Source organism: Pararcticibacter amylolyticus (genome assembly GCF_003130405.1).
GTDB lineage: Bacteria > Bacteroidota > Bacteroidia > Sphingobacteriales > Sphingobacteriaceae > Arcticibacter > Arcticibacter amylolyticus.
Map to the genome: position 1 here is coordinate 157,922 of NZ_QEAS01000001.1, position 17,927 is coordinate 175,848.

The window sequence follows — 17,927 nt, forward strand, 5'->3', positions numbered from 1 at the left end:
GTTATCTTATTCTAAAGTTATAGGCAAGCCGGACGGCAAATTGTTTAGCTGACGGATATTTAACAAAATCCTCGAATTTAAAAGCCAGGTCGAGGCCATTTTTCAAAGCAAAGCCGAAAGACGGGGAATAAACGAAAGATCTGTTATGAGACCTTCCCAAAACAGAGTTCCTGATATCCTCTGGTATTTCAGATTTGTTTTCAAGGGATAAGCCTCCCCGGCAGAATCCGACTCCCACCTCTCCCGCAACATAGAAAGTCCTGCCAAGAAGCGCCCTTACGCCACCCTTAACTGGCACAGCCAGGAAATCAGTATACTTCATTATTAATTGGTACTCTGATCCGTTTGCATAAAATGAATAACTCTCATTCATAGGCTTTGATTGATCGTCCAGGTAAATTACACCAGTTGTCAGCATCGCATCTATGTTCCCCCCCAAATGACGCATTAACCGGATATCCCCCCCTGAAGCCAGCCCATACGGATAGTCAAAAGATATCCCTCCGCTGATACCTATTCCAAGCAGCCAGTCCATATTCTTATCGGGCAGGGATGATGCAGGTCTTATGGGAGGTTTAAAGGACGACCGGAAAGCAAGTCCACCCTGCCAGCCGATCCAGGCACGGTTGTGGCGGGGGTTCCAGCCGGAAGGTTTGTCGTAATAAATCCTATCCGATTCTTCGAAGGACGGTGCATGTCCTAAATTTTTATATCCCGGAACAGCGAATGACTGACTGTGAAGGTAGTAGTTGAATACAGGACCACCAAACAACTCAACACCGCTGCCTAACTTCAGACTCAGAGAAGTTTCAAACCTTCCCCATAAATCATCCCATGTTCCGCTTGCGTTCCCAAGCATAAAATCTGCCTCCGCCAGCAATGAAACTTTCTTTTCAGGAAAGAACTCCCTGCCGAATCCCATTCCAAAAGCATATAGTTTCTCCGAAGGGTTGATATTCATACCGGCCTTTATTACACTGTAAAACGCAGAAGTTCCGCTTTGAAAAGCAAGGTTCGTGTTCATCGCGTCATTCGCAGAAACGGAGACCCTGTAATGGCCGTTCCTGATTATATTGATCAATCCTATACTCGCGCCGGAGGAGGTATCAGCCATGTTCACCAATCCAATCTGCAGCCCCTTCAGCATCTTCGCGTAATTATGAAGCCCCGCAATCTGAACCCCTCTGACAAGGGCTTCTGAATGATTGATAAAACCCGCAACCTGAACTCCGGTAGCAGTATCTAATACCATATTGTGTACAACGGAAATCTGCAGTCCCGTCATTTTCCCGCCGGTAAGATTAAATACCCCCGAGAGCTGCAGGTATTTTGAATCCTTTTTGTTCATATTAAACAGCCCCCCGATTTCAAAACCATTGACACCCGCAGTATACCCCCCGGCTACATTCAGCGAGAACTTATTTACGATTTGCGGACTGAGCAAACCATGAGTACTCAGTCCCGGCGCCAGAGATACCTGAAAGGGGCTGTAAGCAAAAAAACCGCGGATATTCAGGCTCTGCATCCTCTGCCTCGAAGAAGTCAGAAATGCACCCAGACCTGTTCTCTCAATATTCTTCTCTTCGTCACTGTAAAGCTTCCTGTCTTCTGCAATTCTGGCACTAACCGGCACGGTCGCCAGCATATTAATAGTGGTGTCCCGGTAATGAAGCTTAGAAAGAGTCAGCCGGATCAAGTGATCGTCAGCAGCCCTGAAACGCATTTTAAAATACCCATGGTCATCAGTCAGCGCAGCCTGCAGCAGCCGCTTTTCGTATACGCTGGCATTCATGATCCGGTCACCAGTTCTGTCGTCCACCACAAAGCCGCTAAACGACCATGACTGTCCGCTCCCGGTGATATCAGGATTCAGAATAGTAAGCCCGGGCAGCCGGAGGGTGATTACAACATTATTTCCGTTTTCAATCAGATCAAATCTTTTCTTAAACAACAAATTAAAAAGCTCTTTCAGGTTCGTCCTATTTGCATGAACACTCACAATACTGTCGGCATTCAGCAATGTACTCTCGTATGAAAAGAAACACCCGGTTTTATTTTCCGCTAATTGCAGTACATCTCTCACTGGCCGCCTGTCAGCATGAATACTCATTTCACGCTCCAGAGGCCCCTGCCCCATCACATTGAATGCCAAAAACGAGAACAGGAAAATCAGAAGAGCTTTATTCAATAATAAACTGGCCATTTATACGGGTAACTTTACAATCAAGCACTACGGACAGGACGTGCAGCACCTCTTCCGGTTTAGTATCTTTATCTATCTTCATGGTCAGCAGACGGTTTTTAAGTTCGTCAGAGGCAATCAGCATCTTTACATTATACTTTTTGCTCAGAACATCGGTCACCATCCACAAAGGGGTCTTTTCAACATGTAGTCCCTCTGTGAAATAATAATCATACAGAAGGTATTTGTTAGCAGACTTCCTCAGGCGGCCGGTATCTACATTCATTGATACTTTTTCTGAGCGTCCCAGCAATACTGATTCCCCAGCTCTGCTTACTTTCACGCGCCCGGAGGCAACAATCACCTCCAGCTCTTTGTCTTTTGTCCGCACATTAAATGAAGTACCCAGTACTTCAATCTCACAACCACGATAGCGCACGACAAACGGCCGGCGGGAATCCTGTTTTACAGAAAAAAAGCTCTCCCCCTGATCCAGATCTACTGTTCGCCCTTTGCCGGTTCGTCCATATTCAAATGTCAGATCTGTGTTCCTGTTCAGCGCGACAACTGTTCCGTCCGGTAAGGTGTCTGTGAGCACCTGATTTCCGCTCGAAAGCCTTTGTTTCCACGGATTCCCGGTTTTATACCATAGAAACCAGCCAAATCCGATCCCAATCAGCAGGATTGCCGCAACGCCGCTCAACCAGCGGTTCCCGAACCGGCGGTATTCAAATAGCTTCCCGGCATTTGCTCTTTCTTCAAATCGCTCCCAGGAGAGGTCGGTGTCAGGCACGGCAACAGCCGCAACATCTCTATCCATTTCCAGCACGCCGGTCAGGCGATCCAGATAATCCCTGTTTCTTACATCGCCAGCCAGCCATCGCTCCACCATCTTATTTTCCCCGGGATCTGTTTCGCCCTGAAGGAACTTTGCCAGGAGAGCATCGTTCATATTTCTTAAATCAGCTCCCATTACTATCCAATTAATCTCGTTATTATGATGATGACAATTAAAAATTCAGCCAGTCTGACTCTCAGCTTTTTCAGAGCACGCCCCATTTGTGTTTCCACAGTCTTCACCGAAATATTCAATCGCCCGGCAATCTCTCTGTAAGTGAGCTCCTCTACCCGGCTTAGATGAAAAATCGTCCGGCAATGCACAGGCAAGTCATTCAATGCTTTCCGGTATTCCCTTTCGATATCCTTCTCTCTCAGTCGTTCCGCTCCGTGCACATTCACAGCTTCTTCCTGCGGATAGTTATTTTCCAGATGTTTCCTTTCAAGCTTTTTCCTGCTGATAACGTTCATCCCCTGGTTTCTAACGGATCTCATTAAGTAAGCCGCCAGGGAATTTACGGAGACCATCATGTCACCTCTCCTTTCCAGTACCCTCAAAAAAACAGTCTGTACAACCTCCTCTGCTTCATCCGCGTCGCGCAACATAGAATAAGAATACCGGAACATCATCTTGTGATATTTCTTGTATACATATTCAAACGCACGCTTGTCTCCCCGGTTAAAAAGCCGGACTATATCTTCTTCGGATGTTATCTGTACTTGCAAAGGCTTTATTATCAACTTATATACAGGGAAGACAAATAAAGGCAAAGGTACCCTTACAAAAGAAATAAAAAATATAAGATGTACCAGAGAACCAGGGATGCCGGTTTTATTTAGTTAGAAGGGATGAACACCTTTTCAAGATGCTTTTGATATCGTTGCATGTCGGCGGCAATATTGGCGTTCTTCTCCACATCATGAAAATGCATACTCTCAAGCGGCGTCATGCCAGTAAAGGCGTTCATCCTGTGGAAACCAAACAAAGGACCGTCATCCACGCTGGTCTCCATGAAAAACTCACCAGGCAAAGTAAATGCTGCAGCCGGGGCGTTCCAGGAGGTTGTTACCATATACTTCCGGCCATGAAGCAATCCGCCTGTTCCGTAGTTGATATCAGGATTAGCAGATGAACGTCCATCGCTTCTGTAAATGCCTTTGTTATGGCCTTCGGTGAACACCACATCAATAAACTTTTTCAATCCGTGAGGAAGCTGGAACCACCAAACGGGAGTATGGTAAATCACTATATCCGCCCATACGTAGTTTTCCACCTGCTGAACAGGGTCATAAACTTCGTTGATATCGATATAGCGTACATCAAAGCCTGAATGGCTCTTAAAAAAACGAATACTTGCTTCTGCGATAGCCTTATTGAACCGGCCGCCGGAATGCCCGAATACCTGGCCGCCATTGATAATAAAAATCTTCTTCTTTTCCATCTTTTTACATTCTGCTGCAAATTTAACAACCACAATTACATCATTAAAATAATACAAATCATATCTTTGTATTATAAAAATAATGAAATACCATGATTAATCTGGAATGGTTCAGAACGTTTAAAGCGATTTACGAAACCGGCTCGCTCACCGGTGCAGCAGAGTCACTTTATATATCACAGCCAGGAGTAAGCCTTCATCTCAGTTCACTCGAATCGTATGTGGGGTACAAGCTTTTCGACCGGACATCAAGAAAAATGGTTCCGACTGAACGGGGGAAAGTGCTTTACAACTTTATTCAGGAACCGCTTGTAAAGCTGGAAAAGGCAGAGGAGCTCTTCAGCAAAAGTACTGAAAAAGAAAAGCCAACAATCAGTATCGGAATGTGTTTCGAGACGTTCCAGTTTACACTGGAACCCTACCTCCCGACACTTTCATTTAATGTGATCATTAAGTTTGGCGATTATCCCCAAATGTTAAGTGATCTTGATAATGGTATACTGGACCTGATCATTACACCGCAAAAAGGCGACTATAAAAACCTTACTTTTAAGCCATTTTCGAAAGAAAGGATAGTGCTCATAGCCGGGGAGAAGACAGACAGCGACGCTTTTACATCCATGATTGAAACAGATCAGTATGAAGAAGCAGAACAATGGCTCCGCAATCAAACCTGGTACGGAACGGCAGGCGACATGGAGCACCTGCGCAGATTCTGGCATCAAAACTTTGGCCGGCGCCCCGATTTCAAACCGAATTTTATTGTCCCCAACCTGAGTTCTATTGTAAGATGCCTGAGCGGCAATGCCGGGATTGCCGTGATCCCGGATTTTCTCTCAAAACGTGAACTAGAGAAAGGAAAGATCAGTTTACTTTGGGAAGGAAAAACACCTATCGAGAATACGCTCTATTTTGCCATGCGAAAAAAGACTATATATGCGGCGGAAATAGCGCAGATAGAAGAGATCTTTGAAAAAGAAATGGGGACCCTGGCTCTTTCTGGATAAATTTTAAAAAAAATCACTTTGTTGTAACCTTGATCCAATCGCCGCGTAAGAGGGGAAAACTTAATCTATGGCGGTATATCTATCAATCAGATGCAGACTCTGGGCTGCGATCCTTTTCTCCCTCGTCTTTGCAAATGCGTCAAAAGCGCAGTTAAACCAAATGACGGGGAGCTATTTTTCCAACCAGTATCTGTCTAATCCTGCAATGGCCGGCCTGAATCGCGAGCTAGTGTTAAATATGGCGATGAGCAAGCAGTGGGAGAACATTCCGGGGGGACCTAAAATCCAGTCATTCACAGCAGATTATGGTGTAAACGAAAAACTTGGTCTCGGCGTGAATATTTACAATGAAAAGTCCGGGCTAATCTCCAACACCAGGCTTCTGGCAAGTTATGCCTATCATCTCCCTTTAAACAACCACGGCAGCAGGCTCAGCTTTGGCATTTCAGCGGGCTACAGCAACGAACGTCTTGATGGCGCATCCGTCAATGGAGAGTCCAACGATGCTGTTGTGGGAAAATTCAACTATCAGAAGAGCAGCATAGACGGCGACTTCGGAGCGGCTTACCAGAACAACCGGCTTACGTTACAATTTGCTGTTCCAAAAATGAAGTCGTTGTTCCAGTCTGACGATTATGGCAGTGATGCCTACCAGACAGCGGTTTACTCAGCGGCGAGCTACAAATTTAAATTTGCAAATACCCTCGATGGCATGAGTGTTACGCCTTTGGTTGCTTTTAGAAGTATCCGCGACTCAGAAGATATAGCTGATATGGGGGCCAATTTCACTTTTGCAAATGAGGCGGTAAATTTAATAGGCATCTATCATACAACAAAAAGTATATCGCTCGGCCTTGGAGCAACATACAACAAGCTTTTTACAGTCACCGCGATGTACACCTCAGACACAGGCGTTCTCAGCAGCTACACAAACGGAACATTTGAACTAGGGCTTCGCTTACATATGCTGCGGGCTAAATAAGCTTAACCTAAGTCGTCATTAATTGCTAAAGAATTTTCAAAAGGCCATAAGGGCCAAAATAAAGAATCGATGAAATTTAAACTTTTAATACTTTCCGCTGCCTGCCTGTTTTTTTCTACAGGAATGAGCATCGGACAAACCATCACCAAAGTTGCCCAGGGAGCAAAACTCAGCGGTGTTGAAGGATTTTGCCTTGACAACAGCGGAAATATCTTTGCAGCTGTGACCGATTACGGAAGTGAGGATAACACGGGTTATGTTTATAAAATCACTCCAAGTGGAGTCATGACGCTTGTTGCCGGGAAAGAAACCGGATATTTCCAGGAGAAATTAAACGGACCGGCAACCGAAAGTTCTATTGACAGGCCCAAAGACGTTGCGCTAGACGCATCCGGAAATATGTATATAGCGGGTTATGGCGGCAAAATCTACAAAGTTGACGCTGCTACCAAAATCATTACACAATTTGCAGCGGTATCCATGCCCCTAAACCTGGAAGTATACGGAAACTACCTGTATGTAATAGCAGGAAACTACAATTCATCTTTACTTAAATACAATCTTTCCTCACCTGGTATTGCACCAGTAACACTCAAACAACAACTTGGTCTGGCACTGGGAATAGACAAGCAGGAAAATGTGTATGTATGCGGTCAAAGCTCAGGCACAGTCTATAAAATTGCACCAAATGGAACTCAAATAACTATCAATACCGGTTTCAACTATATCCAGGACTTAAAAATAGGATCATCGGGTGAAATGTATCTGATCAAACAGGCAGATTTTATATATAAATATATCAGTCCCGGGCTCTTCGATACTTATTCTATGCCTAGCACCACCCAAGGCTATTATATTACCTTGGATGCTGATGGCTCTGTGTATAAAACAGATGGCTATTCCTCAATTTATAAGATGACCTTCGGTCCGCCTGCGCCTACCAACATAGTTGTAACCGCCGGAAATGGTACCGTTGGGTTAAGCTGGAATGCTGTGTCAGTCGCTACGGCTTACAAGGTCTACAAAGGCACCTCTGCATCCACTTTGAACTACCTGGCCTCCGTATCTTCAGGAACTTCCTACACAGATAATGATGTTGCTAATGGAACGACCTATTATTATTCAATTACTACCATTGATAATACAAACAAAGAAAGCAGTCAATCTTCAGCAATAAGTGCCAAGCCACTTGCCACCCCACAGATCACTGCTCCGCAGGATATATCTGTCAATATTGATCAAAGCACCTACGTTTTAACCGCTCCGGCAAGCAACAGCCAGGGTTCATTCAGCTACACCAGCAGCAATCCCGCGATTGCAACAATAAGCGGAAGCACCGTAACGCTGAAAGCTGAAGGAGAAACGACGCTCACTGCTACGCAGGCGGCAGCTGGAGCCTATTCAACCGGCTCTGTGACCTTTAAACTGACGGTAACCAATCTTCCGCAACCTGCTTTTGGATCATTTTCTATCGCAAGTGCGACATATGGCGACGGCCCTGTCACCATTGCGGCACCGGCAAGCAACAGTTCAGGAGCGTTTTCATATATCAGCAGCAATCCTTCTGTTGCCTCCATAAACGGGAATATTATTACTATCCTGAAAGCAGGGACAGTAACTATCACGGCAAAACAGGCCGCCACAACTTCTTATTCCGCAGGAAGTACAGCAGCCTCACTCATTATAAAACAACATCCGCTGACAGCAGGTTACGCACCGGTAAGCCGGGTATACGATGGCAGTAACACAGCTTCTGTGAGTTTCAACCCGTTTACCCCGGCCGACGGGCTCATTGGCAATGACAATGTGACGGTAGTTTATACTTCTGCAACGTATTCCGATAAGAATGCCGGAGATTCAAAGGTCATAACATTTAACGGCCTCGCCCTTGCGGGGACCAATAAAGATAATTATACATTAATTCCTCTTACAGTAACCGGTTCTATCACTGCAAAATTTGTTACTGCTACAGCATTACCGGTATCTAAAATCTATGACGGAAATCAGACTGCTAACATTACTTTTAACACACTTGGCTCTGCCAACGGAAAAGTAGGCAGTGACGATGTAAGCGTTGTATATACTTCAGCCACTTATGCAGACAAGAATGTGGGAACAGGTATCCCAATTTCATTCAGCGGGCTAAGCCTGACAGGAAGTGCAAAAGACAACTACAGCCTGTCCCCTCTTCTTTTAAATGGAAGTATCATCCAGAAGCCGGTAACTGTCAGTGCGGTTCCCAATCAGAAGATATACGGGGAATCAGATCCTGCTTTAACCTATACACCGGCACAGGCTCTGATTCAGGGAGACACCTTTACAGGAATGTTAAAACGGCTGCCAGGTGAAACTGCCGGAACATATACCATTGAAAAAGGCACCCTGATATTAAATGAGAACTATGCTTTAACGTATGTTCCGGCCAGCTTTACAATCAGTAAAGCTCAGTTAACAGTAACAGCGGACGACAAAAATAAAATCATGGGCTTATCAAACCCTGCTCTTACAGCTTCATACAGCGGACTGGTAATGGGAGATGAAAGTTCACTGATCAGCAACAACATCCAGCTTAGCACATCCGTCAGCACCAGCACAGGTTTGGGTTTCTACCCTATCTCAGTAAGCGGGCCATTAGAAACAGCTAACTACAAAGTAAAGTATGTAAACGGCACACTTGAAGTCAAACCAGGTGCGCCTAAAGACATCCAGCTTGCCATCGTCAGCAAAATATACGAAAATCAGCAGCCTGGCATTACTTCAGGGACGCTCAGCAGTACATCTGACGATCCCAATGCCATTTTCACCTATTCGCTCGTAAGCGGTGCTGACGATAACAAGTTCTTTACAATCTCAGGAAATGAATTAAAGACTGCCGCATCTTTTGACTATGAGGCTAAAAACAGTTACATGGTAACAATAAGATCAACCACCCAATATGGATTCAGCCTTGATAAACAGTTCAGCGTGTCGGTTTCCGATATTAATGAAGTTCCGGAGCTTAATGAAGTAGAGAATCAGCAGATTTGTGCTTTATCGGGAGAACACGCTGTCAGGCTGACTGGAATCAGTGCCGGTCCGGAATCAGCACAAAGGATCGTATTTTCGGTAAACTCATCTATAGGAGATGCCTTCAGGAAGTTGAAGATCAACTATTCATCCGGCAACGAAGGCGTGTTATCGTACGAAGTAAAGAATGGCTTTACCGGCACCATAACAGTCGCAGTTGTGATTAAGGACGACGGCGGTACAGAAAACGGCGGTACAGATACTTTTAGCAGAAACTTCCAGATTTCTGTTAATCCACTCCCGGAAACAACTATTACTTCAAATATTGGCACATCAATAAGCAAAGGCCTCACAGCCATTCTTACGGCTACAGGCGGAACAAAATATGTATGGGCTGACGTAAACGGAATTATCTCCGGTCAGAACTCATCAGCACTAACTGTACGTCCGGATAAAACTAACACGTACAAAGTGACCGTTTCCAATGCAAGCGGCTGTTCCAAAGAGCAGGAGATCACGATAAATGTACTGGAAGACTATCAAACGCTGAATGCGACTAATATTCTAACGCCTAACGGAGACGGCGCTAATGATAGCTTTGTTATCAGGAACATAGACATGTATCCCGGCAATACCGTGCGGATCTACGACCGCGGAGGCAAGCTGTTGTACAACACAATGAATTACAATAATGACTGGAAAGGAACGGTCAACGGCAGTCCGTTACCTACCGGAACGTATTACTACATTGTCGATTTCGGTAAAGGAAAGCAAACAATCAAGGGATTTATTACCCTTGTCAACGACAATAATTAGTAAGTTCATTATAGTAAAAAGCAGGATGCGGTGAAAACGTATCCTGCTTTTTTTATACAGACAACGAAGCGTATACTACAAGTCCTGTATCACGCAGAAACACTCTGCCCTTTCTCTCTTAATACCAGCAGAGGTACCGTAGTATGGTAAGCAAGTTCATTAGATACACTTCTTCCGAAGAAACTATCGAAAAAGCTCTTTTCACGCGGAATCACCATCACCAGCTGAACGTCATGAGCTTCGGCAAATTCCATTATACCTGCCGCCGGATCTTTATGCGTCACATAAAAATACTCCGCGCCCTGTGCAGTCCAGACATCATGCAGATCCCGCTGTTCGCGAATCACGTCAGCATCAACAGAAGCTCTCTCTTCACTCACATTAACTACTGAAAGCCTGGCCTTGAACAAGGCGGCAATCCATTTTATCCGGTGTACCGGCGTACTCTCTCTCACATCCTTCAGGTCTGTCGCAAACACTACAGATGTTATCGGTTCAACCATAGCCTTGGGAGGTACAATCATAACGGCAACAGGGCATTCCCGTATAATGGCAACTGTATTACTCCCCATCAGAACCCTTTCTACCTTTCCCTTTCCAGAGGTACCCATGACTACCAGGTCAATCGATTCTTCTTTGATAAACACCTTGATGCCTTCTATGAACGGCCTGGTATCCACATAAATATCCACTATCGTTCCCGAATAAGCCAGCGACAACAACTCATTTTTAAGTTCTGTCAGCTCACGGTAAACCGAATCATCGGCTCCTGATTCATAATACGCCTGGGCAAAAGGCACTTCCGCAGCGATAGCAGCGGGGCGGGCCGAATGATAAAGAATAATGCGGAATGCACTTACCTGCGATGTCAGTGAGGCAGCGTATCTGGCGGCATGAAGAGATGCCTGCGAAAAATCGGTTAGAAGAAGGATGTTTCTCATTATAATGAAAACCGCTTACTCAGCAGGAAGGTTTTCTTTTTTTACGAAATCCGTGTTTTTCAGCCACTTCCATCCTGTCAGAAACAGGGAAGATTCAACCTAAACCACGGCTGGTTTGCCGGGGACCAAGTTTCTGCGGGGAATATTACGTTAATTTTTACTTACATTTCCACACCTTCACTTTCGTTTATGTGCGTTTGGTTATAATAACTGACCGGTCGGTATACCAAGGATAGATCACAATCAAGATCCGCTTTTCCTCTTGTCGTTTATTCTCATCTCAGGCGCAGCAGCACAACAAAACCAGGTTGTCTGTGATCTGCCTGCCCCGAAACCGATCTGACGCAAGCATTATTCTCACCATACAGTCATAAGGACTACAAAAAAACATTCCCTGTGTCTCTTATAATTCCTGATAAAGAAAAACCTTCATGTCCCCATAAAGTTCCCGCATTGCCCGTAATTTGTAACCAGACAATCTTTACCTTTGAATTAACGGCACTATGCGGCACGAAGAAACACAACATGGAAAACAATTTTGACGAAATAACCGAACGCAGGAACACCAACTGCTTTAAATGGGACTTAGATGGTGGTGATATTTTACCTATGTGGGTAGCAGATATGGATTTCAAAACAGCACCCGCAGTAATACAGGCGCTTGCTGAACGGACATCGCACGGTATATTCGGTTATTCCCTTACCCCGCCGGCATTCTATAAGGCCATAACGGGCTGGTGGAACAAGAGGCACGGCTTAAGCATAAGTAAAGACTGGATAGTGCCCACCCCCGGTATACTACCGGCTTTATCAGCCACATTAACGGGTCTTACCAGTAAAGACAGCAAAGTGGTCATCCAGCCGCCGGTATATAATCACTTCTTCGTAACGATCGAACATGGCGACTGTCAGCTCGTGGAAAACAATCTCGTCTACGAAGAAGGCCAGTACCACATTGATTTTGAGGACCTTGATAAAAAGCTAGCTGCACCGGAAGTAAAGTTGTTTCTTTTAAGCAATCCTCATAACCCTGCAGGCCGAGTATGGACAAGAGAAGAATTACAGCGCATCGGCGATATAAGTCTGAAGAATAAAGTCATTGTGCTATCAGATGAAATTCACTCAGACCTCGTCTACAAAGAACATTCACATATCCCTTTCGCTTCGCTCGGAGAAGAATACAGCTTAAATTCAGTTACCTTCGGTTCACCATCCAAAACGTTTAATCTCGCCGGTTTGCAAACCGCATATCTCTTTACCGAGAATGAGGAGTTACGGAAAACAATAACAGAAGTTCTGCAAAAGCAGGAAATGACACTGCTTAACGTATTTGGCATCGAAGGGCTGATTGCCGCATACGAAAAAGGAGAAACGTGGCTGGATGAGCTCAGGACATACCTATACGACAACTACCTCTATTTAAAAACATTTTGCAGCACTTTCCTCCCCGAAGCCGGTATCTCACCTCTTGAAGGCACCTATCTGGTATGGATAAACTGCAACGCTTTCGGCATACATTCAGATGCCCTTGCCGGCAGATTATTGCAAAACGAACAGCTGCGCATAAGCCCGGGTAGCATATTCGGGAAACCAGGCGACTATTTTATCAGGGTCAACATTGCCTGCCCGCGGTCGCTGCTGCAGGAAGGACTGGAACGACTTGCAAGAGAGTTAAGAAAGGCAGGGCCGGCCTGATTAATCCCTGCCCCTGCCGCCGCCTGCATCATCATTATTAATCCCACGTTTATTTCTATAGACACAGCTCTTCTCATTCCCGAATTTGTAGCCGAAAAGAGGCAGGAACATGCAAGGATAAGGACAAAGAGTTCTTTCCCGGATTTATACGTTTATTTTAGTATGTGTTTCTATTACAAATAAGATAGCAATAAACGTTATAGGTAAGGTTAAAATAGCGGTTCAGTACTACTTAAGGGAGGGGCAATAGTAAAGGCCCCCTCCCTTATTTAATCGTCATTTCAGGCTATTGAACACCAGTCCGGGTATCCCACATCATCTTTTTTCCCCAGAAACTATCTTTTACCTCAGCGATAGTAGCTTCGCTATTCTTACCATTCAATGTGGTCTCCTCAGTTGGATATGGATATCGGAAGGGAGGACGGCTATGGCCGGGAAATGCAGATCCTCTTGCAGCGGACAGGAGAGGAAAGTCAGTTCTGCGTTCCTCTGCCCACGCTTCATGTCCGTTTTTGAAAAGAGCGAGCCATTTTTGAAGATAAATCTGCCTGACGTTCCCTTTCCACCTTACACCCTCACTGTTTACATAAACACCTATAGCAGCAGTCGCTATTCCATTTTCCGCCAATGAGCCCGAGATACCATTATTATAGGCATTCCCGGCCGAAACTCCTTTGGTATTCCAGCCTCTGGAAGCAGCCTCTGCAATAATAAATGCCAGTTCAGCATAGTTCATAAAGGGAGAATAACCCGCGGCATCGTCCCTGAACCGGGCGCCAATGCGAGAGAAAAGAGAAAGCGTTGGAGAGTTGACCGGGCCAATCTCCACTCCCCTGTATTCGCCATCAGAGGGAGCAGGTTTTGCATAAACCGGAAGACGTGGATCGTTGTACAGCTTCAGTGAGTCAATGATATTCTGACTAGGTCCATGATCATCCCGGGTGCGCGAATCATTGTTCCATGGTTCTATATAGGGACTACTTCCCGGCCATTTAAAATAAGCGTTGTCCTCATTTCCACCGAAAACAGGATATTTTGAGGGGTCAGCAAGGATCTCTTCAATGATCGATCTCGCTTGCGCCTGGTCAATGTTCGATATACGTATGGCGACACGAAGCCGCAGAGAATTACAAAATTTCCTCCACTTTGTTACGTTCCCCCCGTAAAGCAAGTCACCTTCACCCAACTGGTCGGTCCCCCCTCCAGCAAACAAGTCCGCAGCAGACTTCAGCTGAGCTATGATTACCGGATAAATATCCTCCTGCTTATCATACTTAGGGGTGACAAAGCCCTTATCTCCCCTGATGGCCTCACTGAAAGGCAAATCCCTCCATCTGTCTGTACCGATCTGGAGGATAAAAGCCTGAAGAGTCATCGTTGCCGCCTGCAGGTTTACAGCGCCTGTCGCCTCAGCCTTATCAATTACAAGCTGGGCATTCTTGACGTCCCTGAAATATTTATTCCAGAGATCCGTGATCGTACCACTCCGGTACATATAGCGTGCTTCATCAATATACTGAATTTTGCCCAGATGCCCACTGAAGGTCTCCGGCTCATTCATGTTGCCCCAGGCATCATAAAAATTCGCGGAGAAGTCTTGCAGCACATAGGCAAAAACATTGGTTAATGGAGCATCGACCGGTTTATTCGGATTTGTATTGATATCCGTGAAGTCCTTTGTACAACTGCTGACAAATGAAACAGCAATCAAACCAGCGGCAATATATTTTGATAGTTTTTTCATAACATTCAGTTTATGGTGAAATGGATAATCTTTAGAATGTAACATTAAGTTTAAGGCCGATACTTCTGTTAGAAGGAATCTGGTATTGTTCAATACCCAAACCATCATTATTTACCCCAAAGCCGGTTTCAGGATCAATATTGGCGAAGTTACTTTTCGATGTATGAAGCATCGCCACGTTATAAGCGAAAAGGGAGAGTCGGGCGTCTCTGACAAAACCACTCTTAGAAAGCCATTTACGCGGCAATTCATACCCCAACTGTATTTGCCTCAGCTTAATAAAGCTGCCGTCAACAATTCCCAGTTCCCGGCCGCCCCACAAACTCTGAAAATAGTCTCTTGCGCCTACCGCTTTCGTATTAACCTCTCCCGCCTCTGTCACAACACGCTCATCCGAAAGAACGTCCCGGCCCACAACAAGGCCATTTTCACGAATGCCTCCTTTAACAGTTTCTTCGAGAACACCCGACTGGAGGCCAAACCACTGTGACACGCTGAATACATCGCCACCCTTTCTCATATCTATCAGGAAACTGAGCTGAAACTTTTTATAGCTGAATGAATTGCTAATCCCCCCGACCCAGTCGGGTGTGACGTTGCCAAGCACCTGGGGAGTACTGGTAAATTTTGGAAGACCATCGGACCCGACAATAATAGCACCCGAATCATCACGCTGGAATGCGGTACCCCGCATCACACCAAATGCCTCGCCCGGAATAGCGTCAACGGTAAGACTCCATTCAGAAGTAATGTTAAAGGACTCCAGCTTTTGATTGGTGATTGGATCTTCGTACAAATCGGTCACTTTACTACTGTTTTTAGCCCAGTTGATATCCATATTCCAGTTCAGACCGCTTTCCGACTTCAATATTCCAAGCCCCATCTGAAGCTCAAGTCCCTTGTTCTGAATTTCGCCTGCATTGAGCTGCATGGACGTAAAGCCTGTAGAACCGGATATATTCACCTTCATGATCTGGTTTTTGCTCTTCTTCTGGTAATAAGTAGCATCCAGGCCAATTCTTCCGTTCAGAAATTTCAGCTCAGCTCCCAATTCAAAGCTTTTAGCCTTTTCCGGCAGGAGATTCAGAGGAGGAAGTACATTCGAAATACTGTAAAGCGTAACACCATTAAATGAGGAAGTATTAGGAGTATACGTGGCATTGCTCAGGTAAGCTTCTCCTGCACCTTTACCAACGTCAGCCCAACTGGTACGCAGCTTACCAAAGCTTAGAAAAGACTGGTTGATATCCAGAGAGTTGGTAAACACCCAACTCAGGCTTGCCGATGGAAAGAAGTAAGACCAGTTTCCTGCGGGCAAGGTTGAATTCCAGTCGTTCCGCCCCGTGAGCTCAAGATATAAAGCATCCTTATACCCTAAAGATGCCTGCCCGAAAATGCTGTTTGACCGAATCTGCTGCGTTTCCATAGCCGTGTAAGGCGATCCCTTGGCGTTGCTGATCGTAAAAAGATTTGGTACGGTAAGCTGATCGGCACCTAATGCAGAATAAATGTATTTATAATTCCTATAGTTAGCTCCCGCAGTATAACTAAGCGACAATTCCGGCGTTAGCTTCCCGCTTCCGCTCAGAACCATGTCAGCATTCAACTCGTTCAGGTTATACTGATACTCCCTGAATTTCCCCCCTCCCCAGGTTTTATTGCTCATACTGGTGAGCGTAGAGTTCGATTTGTTGAACGTCAGTTCCTTTCTCTGTTCAGTCGACCAGTCGTCGCCCACTCTCAGCATCGCATTAAACCAGTCATGAAACTTATAAGAAACGTTAAAATTACCATACATCCGATCTTTGTAGCGTGAGTGGGTACTGTTGTAAACATTGAAATACGGGTTATCATGGAAGTTACTATTCCAGTTGTAGGGAAAGCCGTTTGAAAATTCGTTGTCCCAGTTCGCCTCAAGGTCTTTCATATCCACCTGCCGGCCAAACCACCCACCTATTGACTGCATTGGATTAAAACTATTATATCCCTGCCCTACCAGGTTATCATTCTCTGTCCGGATGAAATTGACTACTGTATTGATCTTTAACCGGGAGGTTACGTCCTGGGTCGTATTCAACTGAAGCGTATACCTGGTTTGGTCGGTATTGGGGATCGTTCCCTTTTGTTTTTGATTACCCAATGAAAAGCGGGTAGAACCTTTATCAGAATTAGTAGTAACTGCAACTGAATTATCTATAGTAGAACCTGTAGTAAAAAAGTCATTCACATTGTTCGGATGCGAAACCCACGGAGTTGCTATCCGGTCTCCTCTGGCATCCATAGGACTGTTATACTGCGGGATCAACAATCCCGCATCTAGTCGTGGGCCCCAGCTCTCATCTACTCCATCATTTACACCATTTCCAAGACCATCAAAATAGCTGAATCCTACCATTTGGGCCCAGTCCTGGTAACTCACAGGATTCAGTGAATTTGAAGAACCAATATCGGAAAGCTTGAGTGCACCCGACTGATACTGCTTCCACATATATTCCTCCCCATACTTCCCTTGCCCATACTGATTTTGATATTTAGGAAGGATATAAGGATTTTCAAAAGAGAAACCGCCCGAGTAGTTAACAGAAAAGCCCTTTCCTGCTCCCTTACCAGTTTTGGTAGTAATGATCACCACACCATTTCCCGCCAGTTGCCCATACAGCGCAGCAGCATTGGCTCCCTTGAGCACAGAAACAGATGCGATATTATTCGGGTCGATTTCCGAAATTGCATTTCCATAGTCTACGTTACCTCTGGCTCCTACATTCGTAGAAAAATTACTAACCGGCACCCCGTCAATGACAAACAGAGGCTGGTTGTTTCCGAACGAGTTATTTCCACGCAATACCATCCTGGATCCCGCCCCAACCGCACCGCTGGCTGAGGTAATCTGCACCCCCGCCACTTTGCCTGAAAGAGAATTAAGTATATTCTGTTCATTTGTGCGGGTCAATTCACCGCCCTTCACTTCCTGAATGGCATAACCAAGAGATTTCTTTTCGCGCGATATCCCGAGGGCTGTAACCACCACTTCATTCAGCGCCTGACTGTCCTCCTGGAGAATGATGTTAACAGAGTTCCGGCCGCTCAAAGCTACCTCGCGCGGAACGTAACCAATAGCAGATACAATGAGAACAGATCGTGCAGGGCATGTGATGCTAAAATCGCCCTGTCCGGAAGTCGATGTCCCGGTATTTGCCCCCTTAATCCTTATAGTTGCACCAGGAATAGGGAGATTACCAGCATCGACCACTTTTCCGCGCAATGTAATCTGCTGG

At 45.4% G+C, this 17,927-nt stretch carries 11 protein-coding genes; 4 read left to right on the forward strand and 7 right to left on the reverse strand.

Annotated features, from left to right (window positions below; genetic code table 11):
* Position 1: 1 nt before the first annotated feature.
* From DDR33_RS00755 to DDR33_RS00770, 4 genes are all read right to left on the reverse strand, one after another.
* Entirely contained in the window at positions 2-2,203 is a 2,202-nt protein-coding gene (locus tag DDR33_RS00755; protein ID WP_109413850.1) for a hypothetical protein, read from the reverse strand.
* Complete coding sequence (locus DDR33_RS00760) at positions 2,181-3,155, reverse strand: FecR domain-containing protein (RefSeq protein ID WP_109413851.1); 975 nt, start codon at positions 3,153-3,155, stop codon at positions 2,181-2,183. Before DDR33_RS00760 ends, DDR33_RS00755 begins: the two co-directional genes overlap by 23 nt.
* 2 nt (positions 3,156-3,157) lie before the next feature.
* Positions 3,158-3,745 (reverse strand): RNA polymerase sigma factor, encoded by a 588-nt coding sequence (locus tag DDR33_RS00765; protein WP_146198671.1) that lies wholly within the window; start codon positions 3,743-3,745, stop codon positions 3,158-3,160.
* Between the two features lie 110 nt (positions 3,746-3,855).
* Positions 3,856-4,461, reverse strand: a complete 606-nt coding sequence (locus DDR33_RS00770; RefSeq protein WP_109414167.1) for an NAD(P)H-dependent oxidoreductase — start codon at positions 4,459-4,461, stop codon at positions 3,856-3,858.
* Positions 4,462-4,553: 92 nt separating this feature from the next.
* Here DDR33_RS00770 and DDR33_RS00775 point away from each other — a divergent pair, with 92 nt between their 5' ends.
* From DDR33_RS00775 to DDR33_RS00785, 3 genes are all read left to right on the forward strand, one after another.
* The gene (locus DDR33_RS00775; RefSeq protein WP_109413853.1) at positions 4,554-5,468 is read left to right on the forward strand and encodes a LysR family transcriptional regulator; all 915 of its coding nucleotides are present in this window, start codon (positions 4,554-4,556) and stop codon (positions 5,466-5,468) included.
* Positions 5,469-5,535: 67 nt separating this feature from the next.
* Positions 5,536-6,450, forward strand: a complete 915-nt coding sequence (locus DDR33_RS00780; RefSeq protein ID WP_109413854.1) for a PorP/SprF family type IX secretion system membrane protein — start codon at positions 5,536-5,538, stop codon at positions 6,448-6,450.
* 69 nt (positions 6,451-6,519) lie between these two features.
* Positions 6,520-10,272: an MBG domain-containing protein gene (locus DDR33_RS00785; RefSeq protein WP_109413855.1), complete on the forward strand. Its 3,753-nt coding sequence runs from the start codon at positions 6,520-6,522 to the stop codon at positions 10,270-10,272.
* An 89-nt stretch (positions 10,273-10,361) separates the two neighbouring features.
* On the opposite strand, the gene DDR33_RS00790 is transcribed toward DDR33_RS00785, so the two are convergent.
* Positions 10,362-11,213, reverse strand: a complete 852-nt coding sequence (locus tag DDR33_RS00790; protein WP_109413856.1) for a universal stress protein — start codon at positions 11,211-11,213, stop codon at positions 10,362-10,364.
* A gap of 525 nt (positions 11,214-11,738) precedes the next feature.
* Here DDR33_RS00790 and DDR33_RS00795 point away from each other — a divergent pair.
* Positions 11,739-12,908 (forward strand): MalY/PatB family protein, encoded by a 1,170-nt coding sequence (locus DDR33_RS00795; RefSeq protein ID WP_109413857.1) that lies wholly within the window; start codon positions 11,739-11,741, stop codon positions 12,906-12,908.
* 286 nt (positions 12,909-13,194) lie between these two features.
* Here DDR33_RS00795 and DDR33_RS00800 read toward each other — a convergent pair whose 3' ends face one another.
* Both DDR33_RS00800 and DDR33_RS00805 read right to left on the reverse strand, forming a co-directional pair.
* Positions 13,195-14,652: a SusD/RagB family nutrient-binding outer membrane lipoprotein gene (locus DDR33_RS00800; protein ID WP_158280604.1), complete on the reverse strand. Its 1,458-nt coding sequence runs from the start codon at positions 14,650-14,652 to the stop codon at positions 13,195-13,197.
* Between the two features lie 31 nt (positions 14,653-14,683).
* A partial coding sequence (locus DDR33_RS00805) for a SusC/RagA family TonB-linked outer membrane protein (protein WP_109414168.1) occupies positions 14,684-17,927 on the reverse strand: 3,244 nt, incomplete at its 5' end.

Coding starts and splice junctions, on each gene's coding strand:
- DDR33_RS00755 (WP_109413850.1), bottom strand. CDS start 2,203: ATGGCCAGTTTATTATTGAATAAAGCTCTTCTGATTTTCCTGTTCTCG.
- DDR33_RS00760 (WP_109413851.1), bottom strand. CDS start 3,155: ATGGGAGCTGATTTAAGAAATATGAACGATGCTCTCCTGGCAAAGTTC.
- DDR33_RS00770 (WP_109414167.1), bottom strand. CDS start 4,461: ATGGAAAAGAAGAAGATTTTTATTATCAATGGCGGCCAGGTATTCGGG.
- DDR33_RS00775 (WP_109413853.1), top strand. CDS start 4,554: ATGATTAATCTGGAATGGTTCAGAACGTTTAAAGCGATTTACGAAACC.
- DDR33_RS00780 (WP_109413854.1), top strand. CDS start 5,536: ATGGCGGTATATCTATCAATCAGATGCAGACTCTGGGCTGCGATCCTT.
- DDR33_RS00785 (WP_109413855.1), top strand. CDS start 6,520: ATGAAATTTAAACTTTTAATACTTTCCGCTGCCTGCCTGTTTTTTTCT.
- DDR33_RS00790 (WP_109413856.1), bottom strand. CDS start 11,213: ATGAGAAACATCCTTCTTCTAACCGATTTTTCGCAGGCATCTCTTCAT.
- DDR33_RS00795 (WP_109413857.1), top strand. CDS start 11,739: ATGGAAAACAATTTTGACGAAATAACCGAACGCAGGAACACCAACTGC.
- DDR33_RS00800 (WP_158280604.1), bottom strand. CDS start 14,652: ATGAAAAAACTATCAAAATATATTGCCGCTGGTTTGATTGCTGTTTCA.